The organism is Halomonas alkaliantarctica, assembly GCF_029854215.1.
GTDB classification, from domain to species: Bacteria; Pseudomonadota; Gammaproteobacteria; order Pseudomonadales; family Halomonadaceae; genus Vreelandella; species Vreelandella alkaliantarctica_A.
The window spans coordinates 1117985-1135921 of record NZ_CP122961.1; the positions used below are offsets into that span (position 1 = coordinate 1117985).

At 55.8% G+C, this 17937-nt stretch carries 16 protein-coding genes and 1 pseudogene; 10 read left to right on the plus strand and 7 right to left on the minus strand.

The genetic code is table 11. The features are described 5' to 3' along the window. The first annotated feature begins 10 nt into the window (after window positions 1-10). On the plus strand, window positions 11-199 hold the full coding sequence (locus QEN58_RS04985) for a hypothetical protein (RefSeq protein ID WP_280106052.1): 189 nt from the start codon (window positions 11-13) through the stop codon (window positions 197-199). A gap of 143 nt (window positions 200-342) precedes the next feature. On the opposite strand, the gene QEN58_RS04990 is transcribed toward QEN58_RS04985, so the two are convergent. The 3 genes from QEN58_RS04990 to QEN58_RS05000 form a co-directional block, all read right to left on the minus strand. Next, complete coding sequence (locus QEN58_RS04990; RefSeq protein WP_280106053.1) at window positions 343-603, minus strand: hypothetical protein; 261 nt, start codon at window positions 601-603, stop codon at window positions 343-345. 239 nt (window positions 604-842) lie between these two features. Further along, window positions 843-1403 carry a manganese efflux pump MntP gene (locus QEN58_RS04995; protein WP_280106054.1) on the minus strand — a complete coding sequence of 187 codons (561 nt, stop codon included), beginning with the start codon at window positions 1401-1403 and terminating at the stop codon, window positions 843-845. Window positions 1404-1741: 338 nt separating this feature from the next. Further along, window positions 1742-2701, minus strand: coding sequence for an AraC family transcriptional regulator (locus QEN58_RS05000; RefSeq protein ID WP_280106055.1), 960 nt, complete (start codon window positions 2699-2701; stop codon window positions 1742-1744). Between the two features lie 398 nt (window positions 2702-3099). On the opposite strand from QEN58_RS05000, the gene QEN58_RS05005 reads away from it, so the two are divergent. Further along, on the plus strand, window positions 3100-4296 hold the full coding sequence (locus QEN58_RS05005) for an efflux RND transporter periplasmic adaptor subunit (RefSeq protein ID WP_280106056.1): 1197 nt from the start codon (window positions 3100-3102) through the stop codon (window positions 4294-4296). A 6-nt stretch (window positions 4297-4302) separates the two neighbouring features. Next, complete coding sequence (locus QEN58_RS05010; RefSeq protein ID WP_280106057.1) at window positions 4303-7491, plus strand: efflux RND transporter permease subunit; 3189 nt, start codon at window positions 4303-4305, stop codon at window positions 7489-7491. Here the strand turns inward: QEN58_RS05010 and QEN58_RS05015 are convergent. Beyond that, entirely contained in the window at window positions 7464-8423 is a 960-nt protein-coding gene (locus tag QEN58_RS05015; RefSeq protein ID WP_280106058.1) for a sodium-dependent bicarbonate transport family permease, read from the minus strand. The genes QEN58_RS05010 and QEN58_RS05015 overlap by 28 nt on opposite strands. 108 nt (window positions 8424-8531) lie before the next feature. Here QEN58_RS05015 and QEN58_RS05020 point away from each other — a divergent pair, with 108 nt between their 5' ends. The 3 genes from QEN58_RS05020 to QEN58_RS05030 all read left to right on the plus strand — a co-directional run bounded on the left by QEN58_RS05020 (window position 8532) and on the right by QEN58_RS05030 (window position 10621). Beyond that, window positions 8532-9491 (plus strand): LysR family transcriptional regulator, encoded by a 960-nt coding sequence (locus tag QEN58_RS05020; RefSeq protein ID WP_280106059.1) that lies wholly within the window; start codon window positions 8532-8534, stop codon window positions 9489-9491. Window positions 9492-9672: 181 nt separating this feature from the next. Continuing rightward, entirely contained in the window at window positions 9673-10143 is a 471-nt protein-coding gene (locus QEN58_RS05025) for a GFA family protein (RefSeq protein ID WP_280106060.1), read from the plus strand. A 148-nt stretch (window positions 10144-10291) separates the two neighbouring features. Beyond that, window positions 10292-10621 (plus strand): four-helix bundle copper-binding protein, encoded by a 330-nt coding sequence (locus QEN58_RS05030; RefSeq protein WP_280106061.1) that lies wholly within the window; start codon window positions 10292-10294, stop codon window positions 10619-10621. A gap of 90 nt (window positions 10622-10711) precedes the next feature. Here QEN58_RS05030 and QEN58_RS05035 read toward each other — a convergent pair whose 3' ends face one another. From QEN58_RS05035 to QEN58_RS05045, 3 genes are all read right to left on the minus strand, one after another. Beyond that, a complete protein-coding gene (locus QEN58_RS05035; protein WP_280106062.1) occupies window positions 10712-11365 on the minus strand; it encodes a phosphoribosyltransferase in 654 nt (217 codons plus the stop codon). 9 nt (window positions 11366-11374) lie between these two features. Continuing rightward, a complete protein-coding gene (locus QEN58_RS05040) occupies window positions 11375-12325 on the minus strand; it encodes an erythromycin esterase family protein (protein WP_280106063.1) in 951 nt (316 codons plus the stop codon). Between the two features lie 126 nt (window positions 12326-12451). After that, a complete protein-coding gene (locus tag QEN58_RS05045) occupies window positions 12452-13180 on the minus strand; it encodes a CDP-alcohol phosphatidyltransferase family protein (protein ID WP_280106064.1) in 729 nt (242 codons plus the stop codon). A gap of 360 nt (window positions 13181-13540) precedes the next feature. On the opposite strand from QEN58_RS05045, the gene QEN58_RS05050 reads away from it, so the two are divergent. The 4 genes and pseudogenes from QEN58_RS05050 to QEN58_RS05065 form a co-directional block, all read left to right on the plus strand. Further along, window positions 13541-14560 carry a zinc-dependent alcohol dehydrogenase gene (locus QEN58_RS05050; RefSeq protein WP_280106065.1) on the plus strand — a complete coding sequence of 340 codons (1020 nt, stop codon included), beginning with the start codon at window positions 13541-13543 and terminating at the stop codon, window positions 14558-14560. Window positions 14561-14587: 27 nt separating this feature from the next. After that, complete coding sequence (locus tag QEN58_RS05055; protein WP_280106066.1) at window positions 14588-14986, plus strand: 6-pyruvoyl trahydropterin synthase family protein; 399 nt, start codon at window positions 14588-14590, stop codon at window positions 14984-14986. Next, window positions 14983-16971 (plus strand): glycosyltransferase, encoded by a 1989-nt coding sequence (locus QEN58_RS05060; protein ID WP_280106067.1) that lies wholly within the window; start codon window positions 14983-14985, stop codon window positions 16969-16971. The genes QEN58_RS05055 and QEN58_RS05060 overlap by 4 nt, the downstream gene beginning before the upstream one ends. Window positions 16972-16975: 4 nt before the next feature. Then, window positions 16976-17884: pseudogene (locus QEN58_RS05065) on the plus strand (lysylphosphatidylglycerol synthase transmembrane domain-containing protein); the annotation flags it as partial. Window positions 17885-17937 lie beyond the last annotated feature (53 nt).

Below are 17937 nucleotides of genomic sequence, written 5' to 3' on the forward strand. Positions count from 1 at the left end.
GAGATAAACAATGGGTACATCATTCAACAGCTGGGATGAAGTCGCTGCCTACTTTATATTCGCCGACAAGCTGATAGTGTTGATAATACTCGCCTTCATACTAGCCTTGATGTGTATTGGCTTGGTCGCCTCAATAAAACGGCACGAAGACGAAGCATTTGCCGAACATCTTAATGAGGAGGTGGAGAAGACGACCTAGGTATCCGCCTGGGGTGAGCGACTTTTGCCATAATAAACTAGGTTTCTACACCACTAAGGCCTGTTGACGCTTCCTCCGCGACCACGGTGAAGTGTCAATAGGCTCTAGTACTGTAATGAAGTGGCTCTAGCGTAACGCTTGGCTTAGCCTTGCGTAGCGGGCTTGGCCGGGTCGTAGTTGATCACTTTCTGATCGATCTGCGAGAAGTCGAACTTGCTCGAACTCATCAGGTTGACCGCGATGCAGACGATGGTGCTGACGCCGTAGGCCATTAATGAAGCCAGTAGCACCGTGTAGTCGCGCAGGAATCCAAGACTGAAGTAAGCAAGCGCAATGGCACATAGAGCGCTGACGACTAAGCCGACGCGACTTCCGCAAAACCCAAAGGCGATCAGGTCGTGCAAGTGTCAGGCGTTGGAAACGCCTTAAATAGGAAGGCAGATGGACTTCCACAGTGAATCACAACAAAGCGCTGGGGAAGTCGATCCGGTTGGCTACCCTACTCCCTTAAGCTCGAACAGTACAGGTTGAAGACCTAATGGGCAGAGGGAGTGGGGAGGTTGGAAGGGGTAGAGTTTAAATTATAAATGCTAGAAAAGTGTTTATGACTATTAATGAAAAGCAAGGTGATAAGTACAAAGGTTCAAAAAAAAGCCGTATGCTCCGCCAGTACTGCTAATCCAATTCCGATAAGCACAAGCCCGCCAATAAGCTCTGCCCAGTGGCCAACAAACTTGCCAAGCTTATTGCCCAGTAATGTACCCATAGAGGCCATTACCGTAGTCGCGAGGCCGATAGCCAAGCTGGTGGCGATGATACTGACATCGATAAACGCCAGGCTGGCGCCGACGGCCATGGCATCAATGCTGGTGGCGGTGGCGGTGAGGATTAACAGCCAGAGGGTTTGCTTGCGGTGCTCTATTTTGTCGTCTTTTTTGAGCCCGGCATAAATCATATGCAGGCCAATAATTGAGAGTAGCGTAAAGGCCACCCAGTGATCCCAGGCCTGCACATACTGTTGCGATGCCTTGCCAGCCGCCCAGCCGAGTAGCGGCGTTAAAGCTTCGATTAGGCCAAATACCAAACCAATGCCCAAAGCATGACGGAACCGAGGTTTTTGCAGCTCGGCGCCTTTGCTTATAGAAGCAGCAAAGGCATCCGCTGACATGGAAACAGCCAGAAATAGCAGAGTGATGGGTGTCATTAAAGAGGAATTCTCTCGCTGAAAAAATACCGGGTATATAAATCCAAGAACATGGCCATAAAAAACCATGTCTGAGTGTAAATATAGGGTGGTTAATAGCGACGAATGCTAGCATGCTTTAATGCTTAAATAAGTAGGCTGGTTAAAAAATAAAGTTTGTAGATGCGAACTAATATAGCCGTGGCTAACAATGTGTGTGTTAGCTTATTTTGTTGGGATTTTAATGTTTAATGATTTTTAGTGTTTTGTTTATCTTTTAAAAGCGGTGTTGTTGAGTAATTTGAAACTAAGAGTTAACGGTTTAAATATTTAAGAATGCCCGCTTAAAAGGTTGGCGCCTAGGCGGGCTGAGGTACCGCTTGTTGCCTCCTCAATTGGCTGACGTCAGCGCGAGGTGGCGCGCCGAACATGCGGCTATATTCGCGGCTGAAGTGTGAAGGGCTTTCGTAACCCACACGATAGCTGGCGGTGGCCGCCTCCAGTCCTTCTGCCAGCATCAGCCGCCGGGCCTCATGTAGGCGAAGCTTTTTTTGATACTGCAGAGGCGACATGCGAGTGACTTGGCGGAAGCTGTGATAAAGCGTCGACTCGCTCATATTGGCTGCATCTGCCAGATCACGGATCTTAAGCGGCTGGGCATAGTGCTCTTTAAGGGTGTAGATAACCTGCGCAATACGATGAGCTTGGGAGTCCGAGGCGGCAAACCGGCGCATATGTGGGCCCATTGCGCCCATTAATGCCCGGTAGATCAGCTCCCGCCGAGCCAAGGGCGAAAGCACCTTAATATCTTCCGGGGAGTCGAGCAGGCTCAGCAGCCGATAGAGCGCGCCCTGCATCCGTTCATCCATGGGGGCCGATTTCAAGCCGCAATCCATCTCCGGGCAGATAGCATCACTTCCTGCTGCGGGGGCTCTATCGCCCAGTTCCAATATCAGTCCGGCTACTTCCTGAGGGTTTACCGAAATTTTTACTGCCAAGTAGGGTTTTTCCGGCGTGGCGTGGTCAACCCTGCCGACCACCGGTAAGTGAACGGCGCTCGCCATGTAGCTGGGGCCGGTGTAGACGATCTCCTTGTCACCCAGTAGCACGGTCTTGCTGCCCTGAATGACAAAGCACAGGCATGGTTCATAGACGGCGCAGTGAAAACTGGTGGGGGCGTCAACGCGCACCAGTTGAACCTCTGCAATCGCCGTGTCCTGAAGTGCTTCCAGGGGCGACCAGCGGCGGACGACTTGGCTCAATTGCTGCGGCAGGCCGCCGCTGAAATGGGTGATCTGCTCAGGTGCGATAACGGTCACGGGCTCTCCTCCTTAACAGTTTGCAGTATATGCCCTCGCTTGAGGAATCGAAGGCTTTTCGGCTGGTTTTGCAGAATTAGGCAAGCACCCCGTAGAAACCGACAATTTGCACTAAATGTCATCATGTTGTCATCGTACCTATGCACCGAAATAGGTCGTTATCTCGCCTCACTCTTTTATTTGCGCTTTTACTTCCGACGACAGGATTAGGCAATCTTCCCGCAGGAACCTGATACCTCCCGAGCTCTCCCTTCACCTATGTTAGCTGTTATCCGGTCGGTGCCTTGGTTTGTGGTCGAATCTTACGCTGCTTAACCGACTACATAACTGCCAACGCGGTACTCATCTATATAACGAACGCTGCTATCGAATACCGGTAGCCAGGGGAGCAAGTCATCATGGGTAGTTTGTTTCAAAGAGCCCGCTTTGCAAGCAGCCGAGCGGTGATCCCGTTTTTGCTAATAGCGGTCTTACTCGCCGGCTGTGAGGCCAAGAGCGAGGAGGCGGCAGCGCCTCCGCCGCCACCAGAGGTTGACGTAGCGGAAATCGTCGTTCAGCCGGTAGTGTTGAGTGAATCATTCACCGGACGGGTGGAAGCCGCGGAAACAGTTGAACTAAGGTCCCGGGTCAGCGGCTATATCCAGGAAGTGGCCTTCGAGGAGGGAAAGCTGGTAGAGCAGGGAGATCTACTCTTCCTAATTGATCCGCGTCCCTACCAGGCCCGTGTCAGCGCTGCCCAGGCAGATCTAGCCCAGGCCCGGAGCCAGCAGGCGCAGGCGGGCAGTGAAGCTGAGCGTGCCCGCGTCTTGCTTGGGCGTCAGGCCATTTCACAGGAGGTGCATGACCAGCGTCAATCGGCCCTGAGTAACGCTCGTGCCATGGTCGATGCCGCCGAGGCAGCGTTGCAGACCGCCGAGCTTGACCTTGAGTACACCCGCATTACCGCGCCGGTCAGTGGCCGCGTCGGTCGGGCAATGGTGACCCGAGGTAATTTGGCTAACGCTGACCAAAGCCTGTTGACCACGCTGGTCACCATTGATCCGATCCACGTCTACTTCGAGGCGGACGAGCAGGCCGCGTTTGCCAGTCATGCACTTCTGAGTGGCGAGGAGCCAAACAGCCTGCAGATCGAACTGGGTGGTGACGCCACGCGGCAGTTCACTGGTACCTTGGACTTTATCGATAACCGTTTAAACCCCAATACGGGCACCCTTCAATTCCGTGCGGTGCTGGCTAACCCGGATGGTCGCATTCGGCCTGGAGAATTTGCACGGGTTGAAATGCCAGTCGCTCGTTTAGAGCAAGCATTGCTAGTGGATCGCAAAGCAGTGCTGACCAATCAGGATCGCCGCTACGTCTATGTCGTCAATGAGAATAACTTGGCAGAGCGGCGCCAGGTAACCACAGGGCGGCAGGTGGCAGAACGAACAGTCATCACCGATGGGCTCCAGGCGGGGGATCGAGTGATCGTCAATGGTGTGCAAAAAGTGTTCTTTCCGGGAATGGAAGTGAGCCCGCAAAGCGTAGCGGCCGCCCCAGCGGCCGATATCCCTAGTTCCGACGATCAGCCCACCATTGCGGCCAGGGAGGAGTAAACCGCCATGAATTTCTCCCGTTTCTTCGTTGACCGCCCGATTTTTGCGGCGGTGCTGTCGATCATTATTCTGGCAGTGGGGCTGATCTCCATTCCCAACCTGCCGATTAGCGAGTACCCGGACGTGGTGCCGCCCTCAGTGGTGGTGCGAACGATTTACCCTGGAGCAAACCCGAAAGAGATCGCTGAAACGGTGGCAACGCCTTTGGAAGAAGCCATTAATGGCGTCGAGGACATGATGTACCTCAAGTCCGTGGCGGGCTCCGATGGCGTGCTGCAGATGACCGTTACCTTCCGCCCTGGTACCGATGCCGAGCAGGCTGCCGTCCGAGTGCAGAACCGGGTCAGTCAGGCCGAGGCCCGGCTGCCGGAAGCCGTGCGTCGTCAAGGCGTTACCACCCAGAAGCAGTCGCCTACGTTTCTAATGGTCGTTCACCTGACCTCGCCCAGCGGTGAATACGACACCCTCTACCTACGCAACTATGTGCGGCTGAATGTCCGCGATCGTCTGGCCCGGCTCGAAGGGATTGGGGACGCGCAAATCTTCGGCGGGGGTGACTACGCCATGCGAGCGTGGCTCGATCCTGATCGGATAGCTGCCCGTGGCCTGACGGCCAGCGATGTGGTCGGGGCCATGCGCGAACAGAATGTGCAGGTCTCCGCCGGGCAATTGGGGGCCGAACCCATTGAAGAGAGTGATTTCCTCACGCTGATCAACGCCCGTGGGCGGCTGGAAACGGTGGAGGAGTTTGGCGACATCGTGCTGAAGCGCGGCGAGGGCGGCGAGATACTCAGGCTTTCGGATGTGGCCCGGCTGGAAATGGGCGCTGGGGATTATACGCTGCGCTCGAAGTTGGACAGCAATAACGCGGTGGGTGTGGGGATATTCCAGGCGCCGGGGGCCAATGCGCTGGAGATTCGCGAGCAGGTTATCGCCACTATGGACGAGCTGTCTGAACAGTTCCCGGAAGGCGTGGAGTATGAAGCGGTCTACGACACCACGATCTTCGTGAATGACTCGATTGAGTCCGTGGTGAAGACGCTGCTGGAAGCCGTGCTGCTGGTAGTGCTGGTCGTGACGCTGTTCCTGCAGACCTGGCGTGCGTCCATTATCCCACTGCTGGCGGTGCCGGTATCGGTGATCGGCACCTTCGGGGCGCTTTACCTGCTGGGTTACTCCATCAACACGTTGACGCTGTTTGGGCTGGTGTTGGCCATCGGTATCGTGGTGGACGATGCCATCGTGGTGGTGGAAAACGTGGAGCGGAACATTGAGGAGGGCCTGAAGCCCCAGGCCGCCGCGCATCAGGCTATGCGTGAAGTATCCGGCCCTATTATCGCCGTGGGGCTGGTGCTGTGTGCGGTGTTTATTCCCATGGCTTTCCTGTCAGGGGTGACCGGTCAATTCTATAGCCAGTTCGCGGTGACGATTGCCATCTCCACGGTGATCTCCACCCTCAACTCGCTGACCCTGTCGCCCGCGCTGGCCGCAATGCTGCTCAAGCCCCATGACGCGCCTAAAGATCGACTCACCCGAGTGATCGATAAGCTGTTTGGCTGGATTTTCCGTCCCTTCAATCGCTTTTTCAACGCCAGCTCCAATAAGTACCAAGGTGGCGTGGCCCGATCCCTGAAACATCGTGGCGCGGTGTTTGTGGTCTATGCGCTGTTACTGCTGGGCACCGGGGTGATGTTCAAAGCGGTGCCGCCTGGGTTTATTCCGGTGCAGGACAAGCTGTACCTGATTGCGGGCGTCATTCTGCCGGAAGGGGCGTCTTTGGAACGAACCGATCAGATGCTTCAGGACGTTGTGGATATTGCCATGGTGACCGAGGGCGTGGAGCACGCCATTGCTTTTCCCGGCCTGAACGCGCTGCAGTTCACCAACACCTCCAACACCGGTGTGGCGTTTCTTACCCTCAGCGCCTTTGGTGAGCGCAGCCTCAGCGCAGCGGAAATAAATGCACGGATCAACCAGGGTATTGGCGGCTTGAAAGAGGGCTTTGCGTTCTCCTTTATGCCACCGCCGATTCTGGGGCTAGGCAATGGTTCGGGGTTTCAGCTGTTCATCGAGGATCGCGGCAATCTTGGCTATGGCGCGTTACAGGAGGCGGTCAATCAACTCCAGGGCGCGATTGCGCAGACGCCGGGAATGGGCTTTCCGATCAGCAGCTATCAATCCAACGTGCCGCAGCTGGATGCCGAGGTGGATCGGCTAAGGGCCAAGGCCCAGGGCGTACCCTTGACCGAACTGTTCGACACCCTGCAGACCTATCTTGGCTCGACCTATGTGAATGACTTCAACCGCTTTGGGCGCACTTGGCAGGTGATCGCCCAGGCGGACGCTCCCTACCGGGCCAGCGTGGAGGACATCGCCCGCCTGCGCACCCGCAACGACCAGGGAGAAATGGTGCCTATCGGCACGATGGTAAATATCACGCAAACCTTCGGGCCAGACCCGGTGCTGCGCTACAACGGCTACCCAGCGGCAGACTTGGCCGGCGAATTTGACCCACGCGTGCTTTCTTCCGCCCAGGCGATGGACGCCATTAACGCTCTGGCGGAAGAGGTGCTGCCTCCGGGCATGGCGTTGGAGTGGACCGACCTGAGCTATCAGCAGTCCACCCAAGGGAATGCGGCGCTGGTGGTCTTCCCGCTGTCGATCCTACTGGTATTTCTGGTATTGGCGGCTCTTTACGAGAGTTGGACGCTACCGCTAGCGGTCATCCTGATCGTGCCCATGTCGATGCTCGCGGCGCTGATCGGCGTCTGGTTTGGCGGGGGTGACAACAACATTTTCGTGCAGGTGGGGCTGGTGGTGCTGATTGGCCTGGCGTGCAAGAACGCCATCCTGATCGTGGAATTCGCCCGCGAGCTGGAACTGCAGGGCAAGGGTATATTGGAAGCAGCCCTGGAAGCCTGCCGACTGCGGCTGCGGCCGATCATCATGACTTCGATCGCTTTCACGGCAGCTGTCTTGCCTTCGGTAATCGCTACCGGCGCAGGCGCCGAGGTGCGGGCGGCACTGGGAACTGCGGTATTTGCCGGCATGATCGGCGTCACCCTGTTTGGCCTGTTCCTGACTCCGGTGTTCTACGTGGCGCTGCGTAAACTCTCGGGCTCGCAACCGCTTGTCAGCCATCACAGCACTACGTTTGATACTTCACTTCATCCTACCAGCCATGCCCAAAGTTGATGGTAGAGCGGGATGCCGATTAGCACGTTAAAGGGGAAGGTAAGTCCTAATGACGCCAACATGGCCAGGCCAATGTTGGCGTCTGGGATAGCGGCGCGAATGGCAACGGGGGCTGCAATGTAAGAGGCACTGGCGGTAAGACTCGCCAGAATAACCGCTGAGCCAGCGGGTAGTCCTAGCCAGTACGCCATTAGCAGGCCAAAGCAGGAAAGCACGATAGGTGCCGTTAGCGCGAATATAATCAGACGGCTGTGCCCCCACCGTAGGCTGCGCAGTGTTTCTGCCGCGACCAGGCCCATCTCCAATAGGAAGAGTGCCAGAATGCCATGGAAGGCTTTGGTATATAGGCCAGTCACCGACTCACCGGCATCGGGGCCGTATAGCCAGCCAATAAGGACACCGCCCACCAACAGGATCACGCCGCGATTGGTCAGCGTTTCGTGCCACAGCCCGGAAGTTTTGATCGGCTCTGACGTTGTGTCAGCGGCTTTTTCACGGCTAAAGCGCCGGTAGAGCAACAGGCCCAGCATGATGGCCGGTAGTTCGAGCAGTACCAGGTAAAGCGTCACCTGCCCACCGGTCAACAGGTTATGTGCTTCGGTGTACGCCAGGGCCACGGCGAACGTACCGGCGCTAACGGAGCCGTAGTGGGCCGCAAGGCTGGCGCTGTCGGCGATGGATAGCCGCACCAAATAGTGAACCACCGGAAAGATAATCAGTGGAATGATGATCCCCAGCAGAGTGACACCCGCTAACTCGACCAGCAGCGATATGCTCAAACTGCCATGCAGCGCCATGCCGCCTTTAAGGCCAATGGTCAGCATCAACAGCAGGCTCAATATGTCATAAGCGGCTTTGGGAATACTGAGATCGGAGCGCACCACACCGGCAACCACACCTAGCACAAAAAACATCACCACAATATCCGGCACGGCAAATCTCCTTGATGAGTATTAAAGTGGCTACTTTAGCGACCCAAAGAGATTGATGAAAACAAATAAACTTTATACAGTCATAGATGATTTTCTATGGTGTTGGCTATGAAGGTGCGACAACTCACTTTTCGCTTGCTACAGGTCTATGCTGACGTGGTTCGTACAGGCTCACTGACGGCCACGGCAAATCGGCTCCACCTGACCCAACCCACAGTGTCTCAGCAGTTAAAGCGGCTGAGAGAGATTGTCGGTGAACAGATTGTGCGCCATGAGGAAGGGCGCCTAGTGCCCACCGAGGTTGGTCAGGCGCTTTATCAACTCAGCCAGGACTTGCTTAGCCGTGCCGATGTGTTTAGTCAGTACCTGGAAGAGTACAACCGCGGAGGGCGCGGGCACTTCAGTATCGGCTTGGTGAACACCGCGCAATATGTACTGCCACGGCTGTTAGGGCCGTTTGGTCAGGCTAATCCCCAGGTAGATGTCACGGTGGAGATAGGTAATCGCCAGCAGATGCTCAATCGTTTTGAGCGCCATGAGGATGACATCTACGTATTTAGCCACCCGCCTATTGATGACGATGTATTGGCCGCGCCTTTTCTGAGTAATCCATTGGTCGTGGTGGGGCCCCAGCATTGTCGTTGGGCAAGCGTAGAAGGTCTCAGCATGGACGCACTCAAAGAGGAGCGATTTCTGCTGCGCGAACCGGGCTCTGCGACTCGGCACACCTTTGATGCCTGGCTGTACAGTGCGGGTATTGAGCTACGCTCTACCCAGCAGATCGCCAGTAACGAGGCTATTCGGCTAGCGGTAGCGTCAAACATGGGCCTAGCGGTGTTATCTCGCCACGTTGTTGGCGATTCGCCAAACGGTGTCCAAGAGCTGCCGCTGCAGGGCTTTCCGCTGAAAAGTCGTTGGCATTTTGTGGTCAGACGGCAACGCCGCTTACCCCCCGCCGCCATTCGTTTTTTGTGCTATGTACAAGGTTCGCTGGCTCAAGCGTTTGACGAGCCTGAAGGGGAGATGGCCGTGGCTGAATTGCTTCAAGCCTTGGAAGCTGAACGCTGATGCCTTAGCTTACAAACAGCGTCAATTATCCCCGTTGAAAGCGGCCTAGAACCTATGCGCTAAACTAAGATAGTAAGAGAAGGCCTGAGAGAGCGCTTAAAAGAGTACTTAAGATCGCACTCGGTTCATGAAGCCGTGTCTCGATATTCCTCTTGGGTAACCGCTGCAAACGGAGGTAACTATGCTGCTTAAAGGATCATGCCACTGCCAGGCAGTGGCATTCAGCGTGAAGTCGCACCACCCCTATCCTTTCAATCGCTGTTACTGCTCTGTGTGCCGCAAAACGGCCGGCGGGGGTGGTTACGCTATCAACCTGAGTGGAGAAAGCAAAACGCTTAACGTAAGTGGTGGTGAGCACATCTCCGTCTATCGCGCGGTCATCAACGGCGTACAAAGCACGGGAGAGCGGCATTTCTGTAAGCACTGCGCCTCGTCGCTGTGGGTTTACGATCCCGACTGGCCCGAGCTTGTACATCCTTTCGCGTCGGCGATTGATACGGACTTGCCGACCCCTCCGAGGAAAACGCACATGATGCTGGGAAGCCGTGCGGACTGGGTCGAGGTCAATGCGCAGTTCCAAGATAAATGCTTCGACGAATACCCGGATGAAAGTCTTGCTGAGTGGCACCAGCGCCTGGGGTTGGAGCGTTAGAGCTTAAGTGGCGCCGTTTGCCGCGCTTGTGTTGCAAGCTCTCTGTTCTACTCTATTAGACGAGTTCTTCAGGAACTCAACATACGGCTTGTCCCGCCTGTGCAGGTAGCGGGCCGTGTGCTCGTTTGATGACAAGGAGGGTAGAAAGATGGAATTTGAAAAATATAAGTCATGTATTGAAGCGTGCAATGTATGTGCAGTTTATTGTGACTCTTGCGCAACGGCATGCTTGCAGGAAGTTGATGTAAAAATGATGGCAGAGTGCATCCGTTCGGATCGTCAATGTGCACAGATATGCCGCTTGGCAGCCTCCTTCATGGCCCAGGGGAGTAAATACGCCAAGGAAATTTGTCGGATATGCGCTGATATCTGTAAAGCGTGCGGTGATGAGTGTGCCAAACACGATGCTGAGCATTGTCAGGAGTGTGCCAAAGCGTGCCATCATTGCGCCAGTGAGTGTGCTGCGATGGCTGCCTAAAAGCCTAATTGATTAAATAAAGCCAGCTTTCATTCGCAGTGAAAGCTGGCTTTTTTGTATTTTAATTTATATCAAAGAATGCGCTAAAAGCTAAAAAGAGTGAGCCTTCTTCAATAGGGAGATCACTTCGTCATCGCTGGTTTGGTTAAAATCTTGATAGTGAAGGCCAACGGCGATAAATGGCTCGGGAGTAGCTAAACAGATCAAGCCGTCAACCTCGGTAGCCAGCTCATCCAGCGTGGACTGCGGGGCGACAGGCACTGCCAGGGTAACGGACGCGGCTCCTGCTTGGCGTAGTGCTCTGACGGCTGCTTTAGCGGTTCCGCCTGTGGCGATACCATCATCTACCAATAATACGTGACGTTCGCTAACGTTAATGGGCGCCCGGTCACCAATATAAGTCTGACGACGGCGGGTTATCTCGCTTAGTTGGCGCTGTACTTCAGCTTCCAGATAATCTTCGGTAGGCTGAAAAATCTGCAGCAAAGCCGGTGTCCACAGCACTTGAGGTGGGTCGCCATCGACGACAGCGCCTAGCCCAACCTCGGGTTGTCCAGGCGCACCAATCTTACGCACGATGACCACATCAAGCGGAAGTTTAAGTGCTGTCGCTACCTCGTAGGCAACGGGTACGCCCCCACGAGGTAATGCCAGCACTAGGTCGTAATGCGCGCCCGATAATACGTGGGCAAGCTTTCGCCCTGATGCTCGTCGATTATCAAAAAGTTCTTGATGCTTGCGCATGTGTGGCTCCTAAACCCCAAAAGGATAAGTATCGGGTACTCCCTGGGGTCTTTCGCTCGACAGTGGCGTCACTGCGGTGGTCTGATCGAACCACACATAGGCATCAAACTGCTCCGCTAGCGAGGCCTTGAAGTAATGGCTGTAGTACTCGCTTTCGGGACGATAGATAGCGCCAAGAGCACGCTCTAGGCGTGTTTGAGTTAAGTATTCCCGAACATTAGAGTGTTGAGGGTTGCGCAGATCAATTAGGGCTTGGGGCAATTGTGTTTCATGAAAAATTCGCTCAAATGAGTCTGCTCGTGAGGGTACGATCTGCTTGATTTTCATCGGCGAATCCCAGTTGTCAGCCGCGGCCACGCTCCCAGTATGTGTGCCGAAACCGATTAAAATTGTTTGATCCCCATAGGCGGTGCGGCATAGCTCGCCGATATTGAATTGACCCTGCCAGCCCATCTCAGTGGCAGGCGCATTACCGATATGGGAATTATGCGCCCAGACCACCACCTTAGCGTCTGCCCCTTTGGCTTCTATAACCTGCTGCAGCGTATCGAACATGTGGCGATCTCGTAGGTTCCATGACTGGGTAGAACCATGGTACATAAGCCGATAATACTGTTCGGCGGCTCTCACTACGCGGGCGTTCTGAGTGGCGTTAAAATAGGCTTCTTCGCTTTCCTTAGCCATGTACTCAATGCGGTGTTTCAGTAGCTCCTGAAGTTGCTCAACTACCGCTTCTTCGCACGTATCCTGTTCTTTTCGTAATACGGCATGGGCGCGATAGAATTCAGAGCTCCCGTTGGACGCCTCACCTAGCAACACAATCTTGGCATCGCCGAAACGATCAAAATGGGCGCCGAACGCATCTTCTTCCTGCAAACTTGGCAGCGGTTCGCAGGCATGAGTGACAGCCTGCGCTGTTTGTTGGGTGGACGTATAGGGGGCTATTATCGAGGGATCCATAGGAATCTCCCAGGGCTCGAAATGGCGAAAAGATAGCCTAACAACGACTATAGTCAGGAAAAAATAACTTATCCAAGCCGTTATCGCTCGGAGTCGCCAAGCGGCTCGTTAATAAGATGTAGTGCGCTACGAACGCTGTGTTTTTTGATACAGCCACCATACGTCGACACCAAATGAATAGAGCAATGAGAATAACGCACTAATGGCCAGGAGGCTGGCGACTAGGTGGGAGGTTATAGGCGTTAATGCCAGCAACAGTGCGACTACCTGAAAGACACAAATAGCCTTGCGGCGAAAACTATCAAACAGCGGTTTTGAGAGCCATGGGAACTGCCAACTGGCAGCGATAAAGCAGTAGCGCATACCACCAATCATTAGCACCCAAAGGCCCAGTGACTCCAGTCGCAACAGTCCCGCACACAGCAGCAAGATCAGCAGGGCATCCAACTCCATATCAAAACGCGCACCGAACCGGGTGTGGCTTTTGGTGCGTCGGGCTATCCAGCCGTCGATGCCATCCAGCAGTAGGGCGATTACCGCGATAGCCAGCCACTGCCATATTGCCCCTACAAAGGCATTGGCGGCGAGCGCGCCTGCCACTAGCGCAACCAGTACCGCACGGGCCAGCGTGACCCGGTTGGCCCAGCCCAGTGAGCCAAAGGGCCAGAAGATGACGACCAGGGTGGATATAGTCGTGTAGAAACCTATAGCCACCCACCAGTTAGCAGGGGTCGCCATTAAAAGCGGTAGGGCCTTTCCCACAGCTATAAGCGGTAAACCGCCCAGCAGCACCTCTGCGGCGCTGTAAAGCCGCTTGGGTAGAGTAAAAGAAGAAGTGTTGGAAAAAAGCGGCATGGGGGCTCACGAAGCGGCGTCGCTATCCGCAGTTGAAATAAATGATGCAACTATTTTTATATGTACCATTCTTGTAGAAGAAGGTAGGGTTGTTCATATGATCAAGAAATAGACAGGTTAGTTTCAATTGTTCCAATTGGTTAATCGAATATTTTCTTGTCACCCGCTACGCTGAAGGAGGTGGTCCATTGAAAACTGTTCTGCATGGAGTCACCCAGTATGTTGCCATCCACTATGGTAATGGCCCACGGCATACAACGTGTAACTTAGTCTTAACTTGCAGCCCATTGGTGCCACGCCACTTTCAACGGAATGAAAAAGAGCCCGGGTTATTGGGGCTCGTAACGAAAAGGAACGCTCATGTCGGCGCCTGACGATGTTGGCAGAAACCGCTATGTTGCCAAAAAAAACTCGGCCACAGCCTTCTGGGTAACCAACCCAGCACAAGGCGAGCTGCGTAGTGAACAGCTTAGCCCCCCCGGGCAAGATGATGTGCTCGTACGCACCTTGTACAGCGGTATCAGTCGCGGCACCGAATCGCTGGTGTTTAACGGTCGCGTACCCGAAAGCGAATTTTCACGCATGCGGGCCCCCTTTCAGTCAGGTGATTTCCCAGCTCCGGTCAAGTACGGTTACTGCAGCGTTGGCCGCGTAGAACAAGGGCCAGACGCGCTGTTGAATAAAACCATTTTTTGCCTGTTTCCCCACCAGGACCATTACATCGTACCTGCTTCGGCAGTGCTTGAAGTGCCCGCGAATGTACCTGCCAAACGCGCTGTATTGGCTGCCAATATGGAAACCGCCATTAACGGCGTGTGGGACGCCGAACCGATGCTGGGTGAGCGAATCAGTGTGATTGGCGCAGGCGTGGTGGGCGCGTTGGTGGCATACCTATGCGCCCAGGTGCCCGGCGTTATCGTCCAGTTGGTCGATATCAACCCCGAGCGCCGCCAACTGGCCGAGCAGTTAGGCGTGGCATTCTGCACTCCCGAACAAGCTACTGACGACCAAGATTGCGTGATCCATGCCAGCGGCCAATCAGCGGGTTTACGCCATGCCCTTGAATTAGTCGGCGGTGAAGGTCGTATTATCGAAATGAGCTGGTTTGGCGAGGGGGATGTCGCCATTCCATTAGGGGGGGCTTTCCACTCTCAGCGGCTGACGCTCAAGGCCAGCCAAGTAGGCCAACTATCGCCAAAACTACGCCCCCGCTGGGACTACCAGCGACGCCTTCGGCTAGCGTTAAGCCTACTGGTGGATGAGCGCCTGGATGCACTGATCAGCGGCGAAAGCGACTTTGCCCAGTTGCCCACGCTTGCCCCTAAGCTATTTGGCCGCGGCAGTGTTGAGCTTTGCCACCGCCTGCGCTACTCCTCATAACCTATTTACCTATCAGTTGGAGTCTCTATGTTTCGTTTATGTGTCCGTGACCACTTTATGATCGCCCACAGTTTTAATGGGGAGATCTTTGGCCCTGCCCAGCGTACCCACGGCGCTACCTATGTTGTCGATGTGGTCTTTCAGCGCCCTGAACTGGATGAGGATGGCCTAGTAATCGATATCGGCCTTGCCAGCGAAACGGTGAAATCGGTACTGGCTGACTACAACTTCAGCAATCTCGATGAAGTGCCTGAATTTAAGGGTAAGAACACGACTACCGAGTTTATGGCCAAGGTGATCTTTGACCAGCTCGCCAAAGCGATTGGTGAGGGCAAAATGGGTATCACCGCCAAAGGAATTACCCATATGGAGATCAAACTGCATGAATCCCATGTGGCCTGGGCAAGCTACGAAGGCGCGCTATGAGTAAGCGGTTTACCCTGATTGTTGCCGGTGACCCAGCTCAGCGTACCGGCGGCTATATCTATGATGCCCAGATTGTTTCAGCCCTGCGTGACCAGGGCTGGACAATTGACGTTGTCGGCTTGGCGGGTATTTTCCCCGACGCGGATGCCGAGGCGGCAGAAGCGCTCACGCAGGCTCTTGAGTCGCTTCCCGATCAGGCGTCGGTGGTAATTGATGGCCTAGCCATGGGGGCGCTGCCCGAGGTGGTAGCTCAACATGCCCCGCGGCTGGAAATCACAGCGTTGCTGCACCACCCCTTAGGCGATGAGCTGGGCCTTAACGAGGCCGATCAGCAGCGCTTTCATCGCAGTGAGTTAACCGCGCTTGCCCCCGTGGCGCGGATTATTGTCACCAGCCATTTTACCGCCCGGCGCTTACCGGAGCTGGCAGCCCACTACGCCCTGCCTCTCAATACCAGTGTCACTGTGGTTGAGCCGGGCGTTTCCCAGGCGCCGATAAGCCCCGCAGCAGAGTCTGGTGAGGCACTGCGTTTGCTATGCGTAGCAACGCTAACGCCGCGCAAAGGACAGGATATTCTTGTTCAAGCGTTGTCGGGCGTTGCCGGTACTCACTGGCAGTGCGACTGCTACGGCGGCGCACGAGATACCGCCTTTACCCAGCTCGTACAGCAATTGATCGATCAGAACGGCTTACAAAGCGCCGTGAAGCTTCATGGCGAGTGCGATAGCGAGACGCTTGAAGCGGCTTATCGCAGCGCCCACGCGTTGGTGCTGCCCTCCTGGTATGAAGGCTACGGCATGGTGGTCACCGAAGCCTTGGCCCACGGCCTGCCGGTGATTACCACCACCGGTGGTGCGCTGCGCGATACCTTGCCTACAGGTGCCGGGTTAGGCGTTGAACCGGGTGATGCCGACGCGCTTCAAGACGCCTTGAGCCGTTTTTGCCATCATGACGAACTGCGCCACCAGCTGCGCCAGGGAGCTGCTCAGGCCCGCGAAGCGTTAAGCGACTGGCAGGAAGCCGGGGCTAATTTTGCAGCGGCATTAATTGCGCCAGCCAATCGATTAAGCAGTTCCACAGCGGACTCACTAGGCGATTTCCCGAACCTGCGCGCAGGAAGCCAGTTTGAGTCCGACTGGCTGACGTTGCGTGAGGCAGCTGATGTCGATTCACGCAGCCAGCGCCTTGCCGGGTTTGCCGCGGAGTGGTTGAGCGCCCGCGCCCCAACGCCATTGATAGCAGACCTTGGCTGTGGCCGGGGCAGTAATATGCGCTTTCTGGCGCCGCGCCTGAGCGGCCACCAGCGCTGGAAGCTGATCGACCACGATGCCATTTTGTTAGCCCAGGCGCGCCAGCGCGCCGCTGGCCTAAGCGATAGCCAAGGGCAGCCCGTGGCCGTTGAGACGCACTGCGTATCGCTGGAGCCGCTTGCCGATGTGCCGCTCGACGATGCGCATTTGGTGACCGCATCGGCGCTACTGGACCTGGTCTCCCAGCAGTGGATTGACGCCTTGGTGACACGTGTTGCCGGTCAGCAGCAAGCGCTTTTGATAACGCTAAGCGTGACCGGTGAATGGCACTTTATTGACCCTCAATGCGCGCCGGTGCTGGATGACGAAGACCACTGGCTGCTGGCGATGTTTATTGCCCATCAGCAGCGCGATAAAGGCTTGGGCGATGCGTTGGGCGGTCAGGCCCACCAGGCGTTAGTCGCCGCGTTAGAGGGGGCTGATTACCGCGTCGAGCAAGCCGAAACGCCTTGGCAGCTTGCTGCTGGCAGCCAAGAACAGCAGCCGCTGATGATGGCACTGCTTGAGGGCTGGGCCGAAGCCGCTACCGAGCAAGCCCCGGAAGCGGCGGCACGCATTGCCACCTGGCTGAAGCAGCGCCAGCAAGCGGTGGCCAATGGCGAACTGGGTATTTGGGTGGGGCATCGCGATTTGTTTGCCACACCCCTGTTTGCCAACCCCAGAGAAGAGGCCTAAGCCTATGGGGCCTGTTCAGGGGGGGCACACTCGGCTAGGTGTTCAATTGCAAAGCCCATGGCTTAGACGCGTGGTGGTTAGCTTGGCACTGCTGGGTGCGGTGTCACTATGGGTTGAGCCTCAGGCTATCGTGGCAGAGGTGCAGCGATTCTCGGCTGGGTGGGTCGTGCTGGCCTTAGCCATCAGCACGCTACAGATTATGCTTTGCGCCTGGCGCTGGCAGTTTACCGCCGGGCTTATCGATGTGCCGCTGCGGTTTGCTTACGCCCTGCGTGAGTACTACTTGGCTCTGCTGGTCAATCAAATCCTGCCAGGCGGTGTATTAGGCGACGCCGGGCGGGCGCACCGCCATGCCACGCAAGCGCAGTCTACGGGGCGTGCGTGGCGAGCGGTGATTATTGAACGCGCCTCGGGACAGGTAGCCGTGGTGGTGCTAACGCTAACGGCACTGCTGTTATCGCCGCTCTGGCATGCCGCGCTGGGTGGGCTAGTGATTACAGCGGTGGGCTTAAGCGTTATTGCGGTTCTTGCGCTGATCATCGCCAGCGGCCTGTTGCTGCGTCAACGTTTTCACCATTGGTTGTCAAGTCTGCCGGACTGGTGCCAGGCCCTGGCTGGTGATGTAAAGCGTGGCTTATTGCAGCGCGGCGTATGGCCTCGGCAGTTGCTGTCGTCGCTAGTGATTGTGCTGAGCTATGGCCTGGTAATGGTCTGTGCAGCCCGGGCGATTGGCGTGGAACTACCGGCGCTGGAAGTGCTTGCGCTCACACCGGTACTGCTACTGGCCATGCTGATTCCATTTTCGGTGGCCGGTTGGGGGCTTCGCGAAGGCGCCGCCGCTGGTGTCTGGGTGCTGGTTGGCTTGCCGTCTGCCCAAGGAGTAGCGGTATCGTTGGCTTACGGTGTGCTGGTATTGCTGGCGAGCCTACCGGGTATGTGGGTGGCGATGGGCCATCGTAAAGAGGC

Bases quoted from the DNA above. Each gene is read 5' to 3' on its own strand.
- QEN58_RS04985 (WP_280106052.1), top strand. From the start codon at position 11: ATGGGTACATCATTCAACAGCTGGGATGAAGTCGCTGCCTACTTTATA.
- QEN58_RS04995 (WP_280106054.1), bottom strand. From the start codon at position 1,403: ATGACACCCATCACTCTGCTATTTCTGGCTGTTTCCATGTCAGCGGAT.
- QEN58_RS05005 (WP_280106056.1), top strand. From the start codon at position 3,100: ATGGGTAGTTTGTTTCAAAGAGCCCGCTTTGCAAGCAGCCGAGCGGTG.
- QEN58_RS05010 (WP_280106057.1), top strand. From the start codon at position 4,303: ATGAATTTCTCCCGTTTCTTCGTTGACCGCCCGATTTTTGCGGCGGTG.
- QEN58_RS05020 (WP_280106059.1), top strand. From the start codon at position 8,532: ATGAAGGTGCGACAACTCACTTTTCGCTTGCTACAGGTCTATGCTGAC.
- QEN58_RS05025 (WP_280106060.1), top strand. From the start codon at position 9,673: ATGCTGCTTAAAGGATCATGCCACTGCCAGGCAGTGGCATTCAGCGTG.
- QEN58_RS05030 (WP_280106061.1), top strand. From the start codon at position 10,292: ATGGAATTTGAAAAATATAAGTCATGTATTGAAGCGTGCAATGTATGT.
- QEN58_RS05035 (WP_280106062.1), bottom strand. From the start codon at position 11,365: ATGCGCAAGCATCAAGAACTTTTTGATAATCGACGAGCATCAGGGCGA.
- QEN58_RS05040 (WP_280106063.1), bottom strand. From the start codon at position 12,325: ATGGATCCCTCGATAATAGCCCCCTATACGTCCACCCAACAAACAGCG.
- QEN58_RS05045 (WP_280106064.1), bottom strand. From the start codon at position 13,180: ATGCCGCTTTTTTCCAACACTTCTTCTTTTACTCTACCCAAGCGGCTT.
- QEN58_RS05050 (WP_280106065.1), top strand. From the start codon at position 13,541: ATGTCGGCGCCTGACGATGTTGGCAGAAACCGCTATGTTGCCAAAAAA.
- QEN58_RS05055 (WP_280106066.1), top strand. From the start codon at position 14,588: ATGTTTCGTTTATGTGTCCGTGACCACTTTATGATCGCCCACAGTTTT.
- QEN58_RS05060 (WP_280106067.1), top strand. From the start codon at position 14,983: ATGAGTAAGCGGTTTACCCTGATTGTTGCCGGTGACCCAGCTCAGCGT.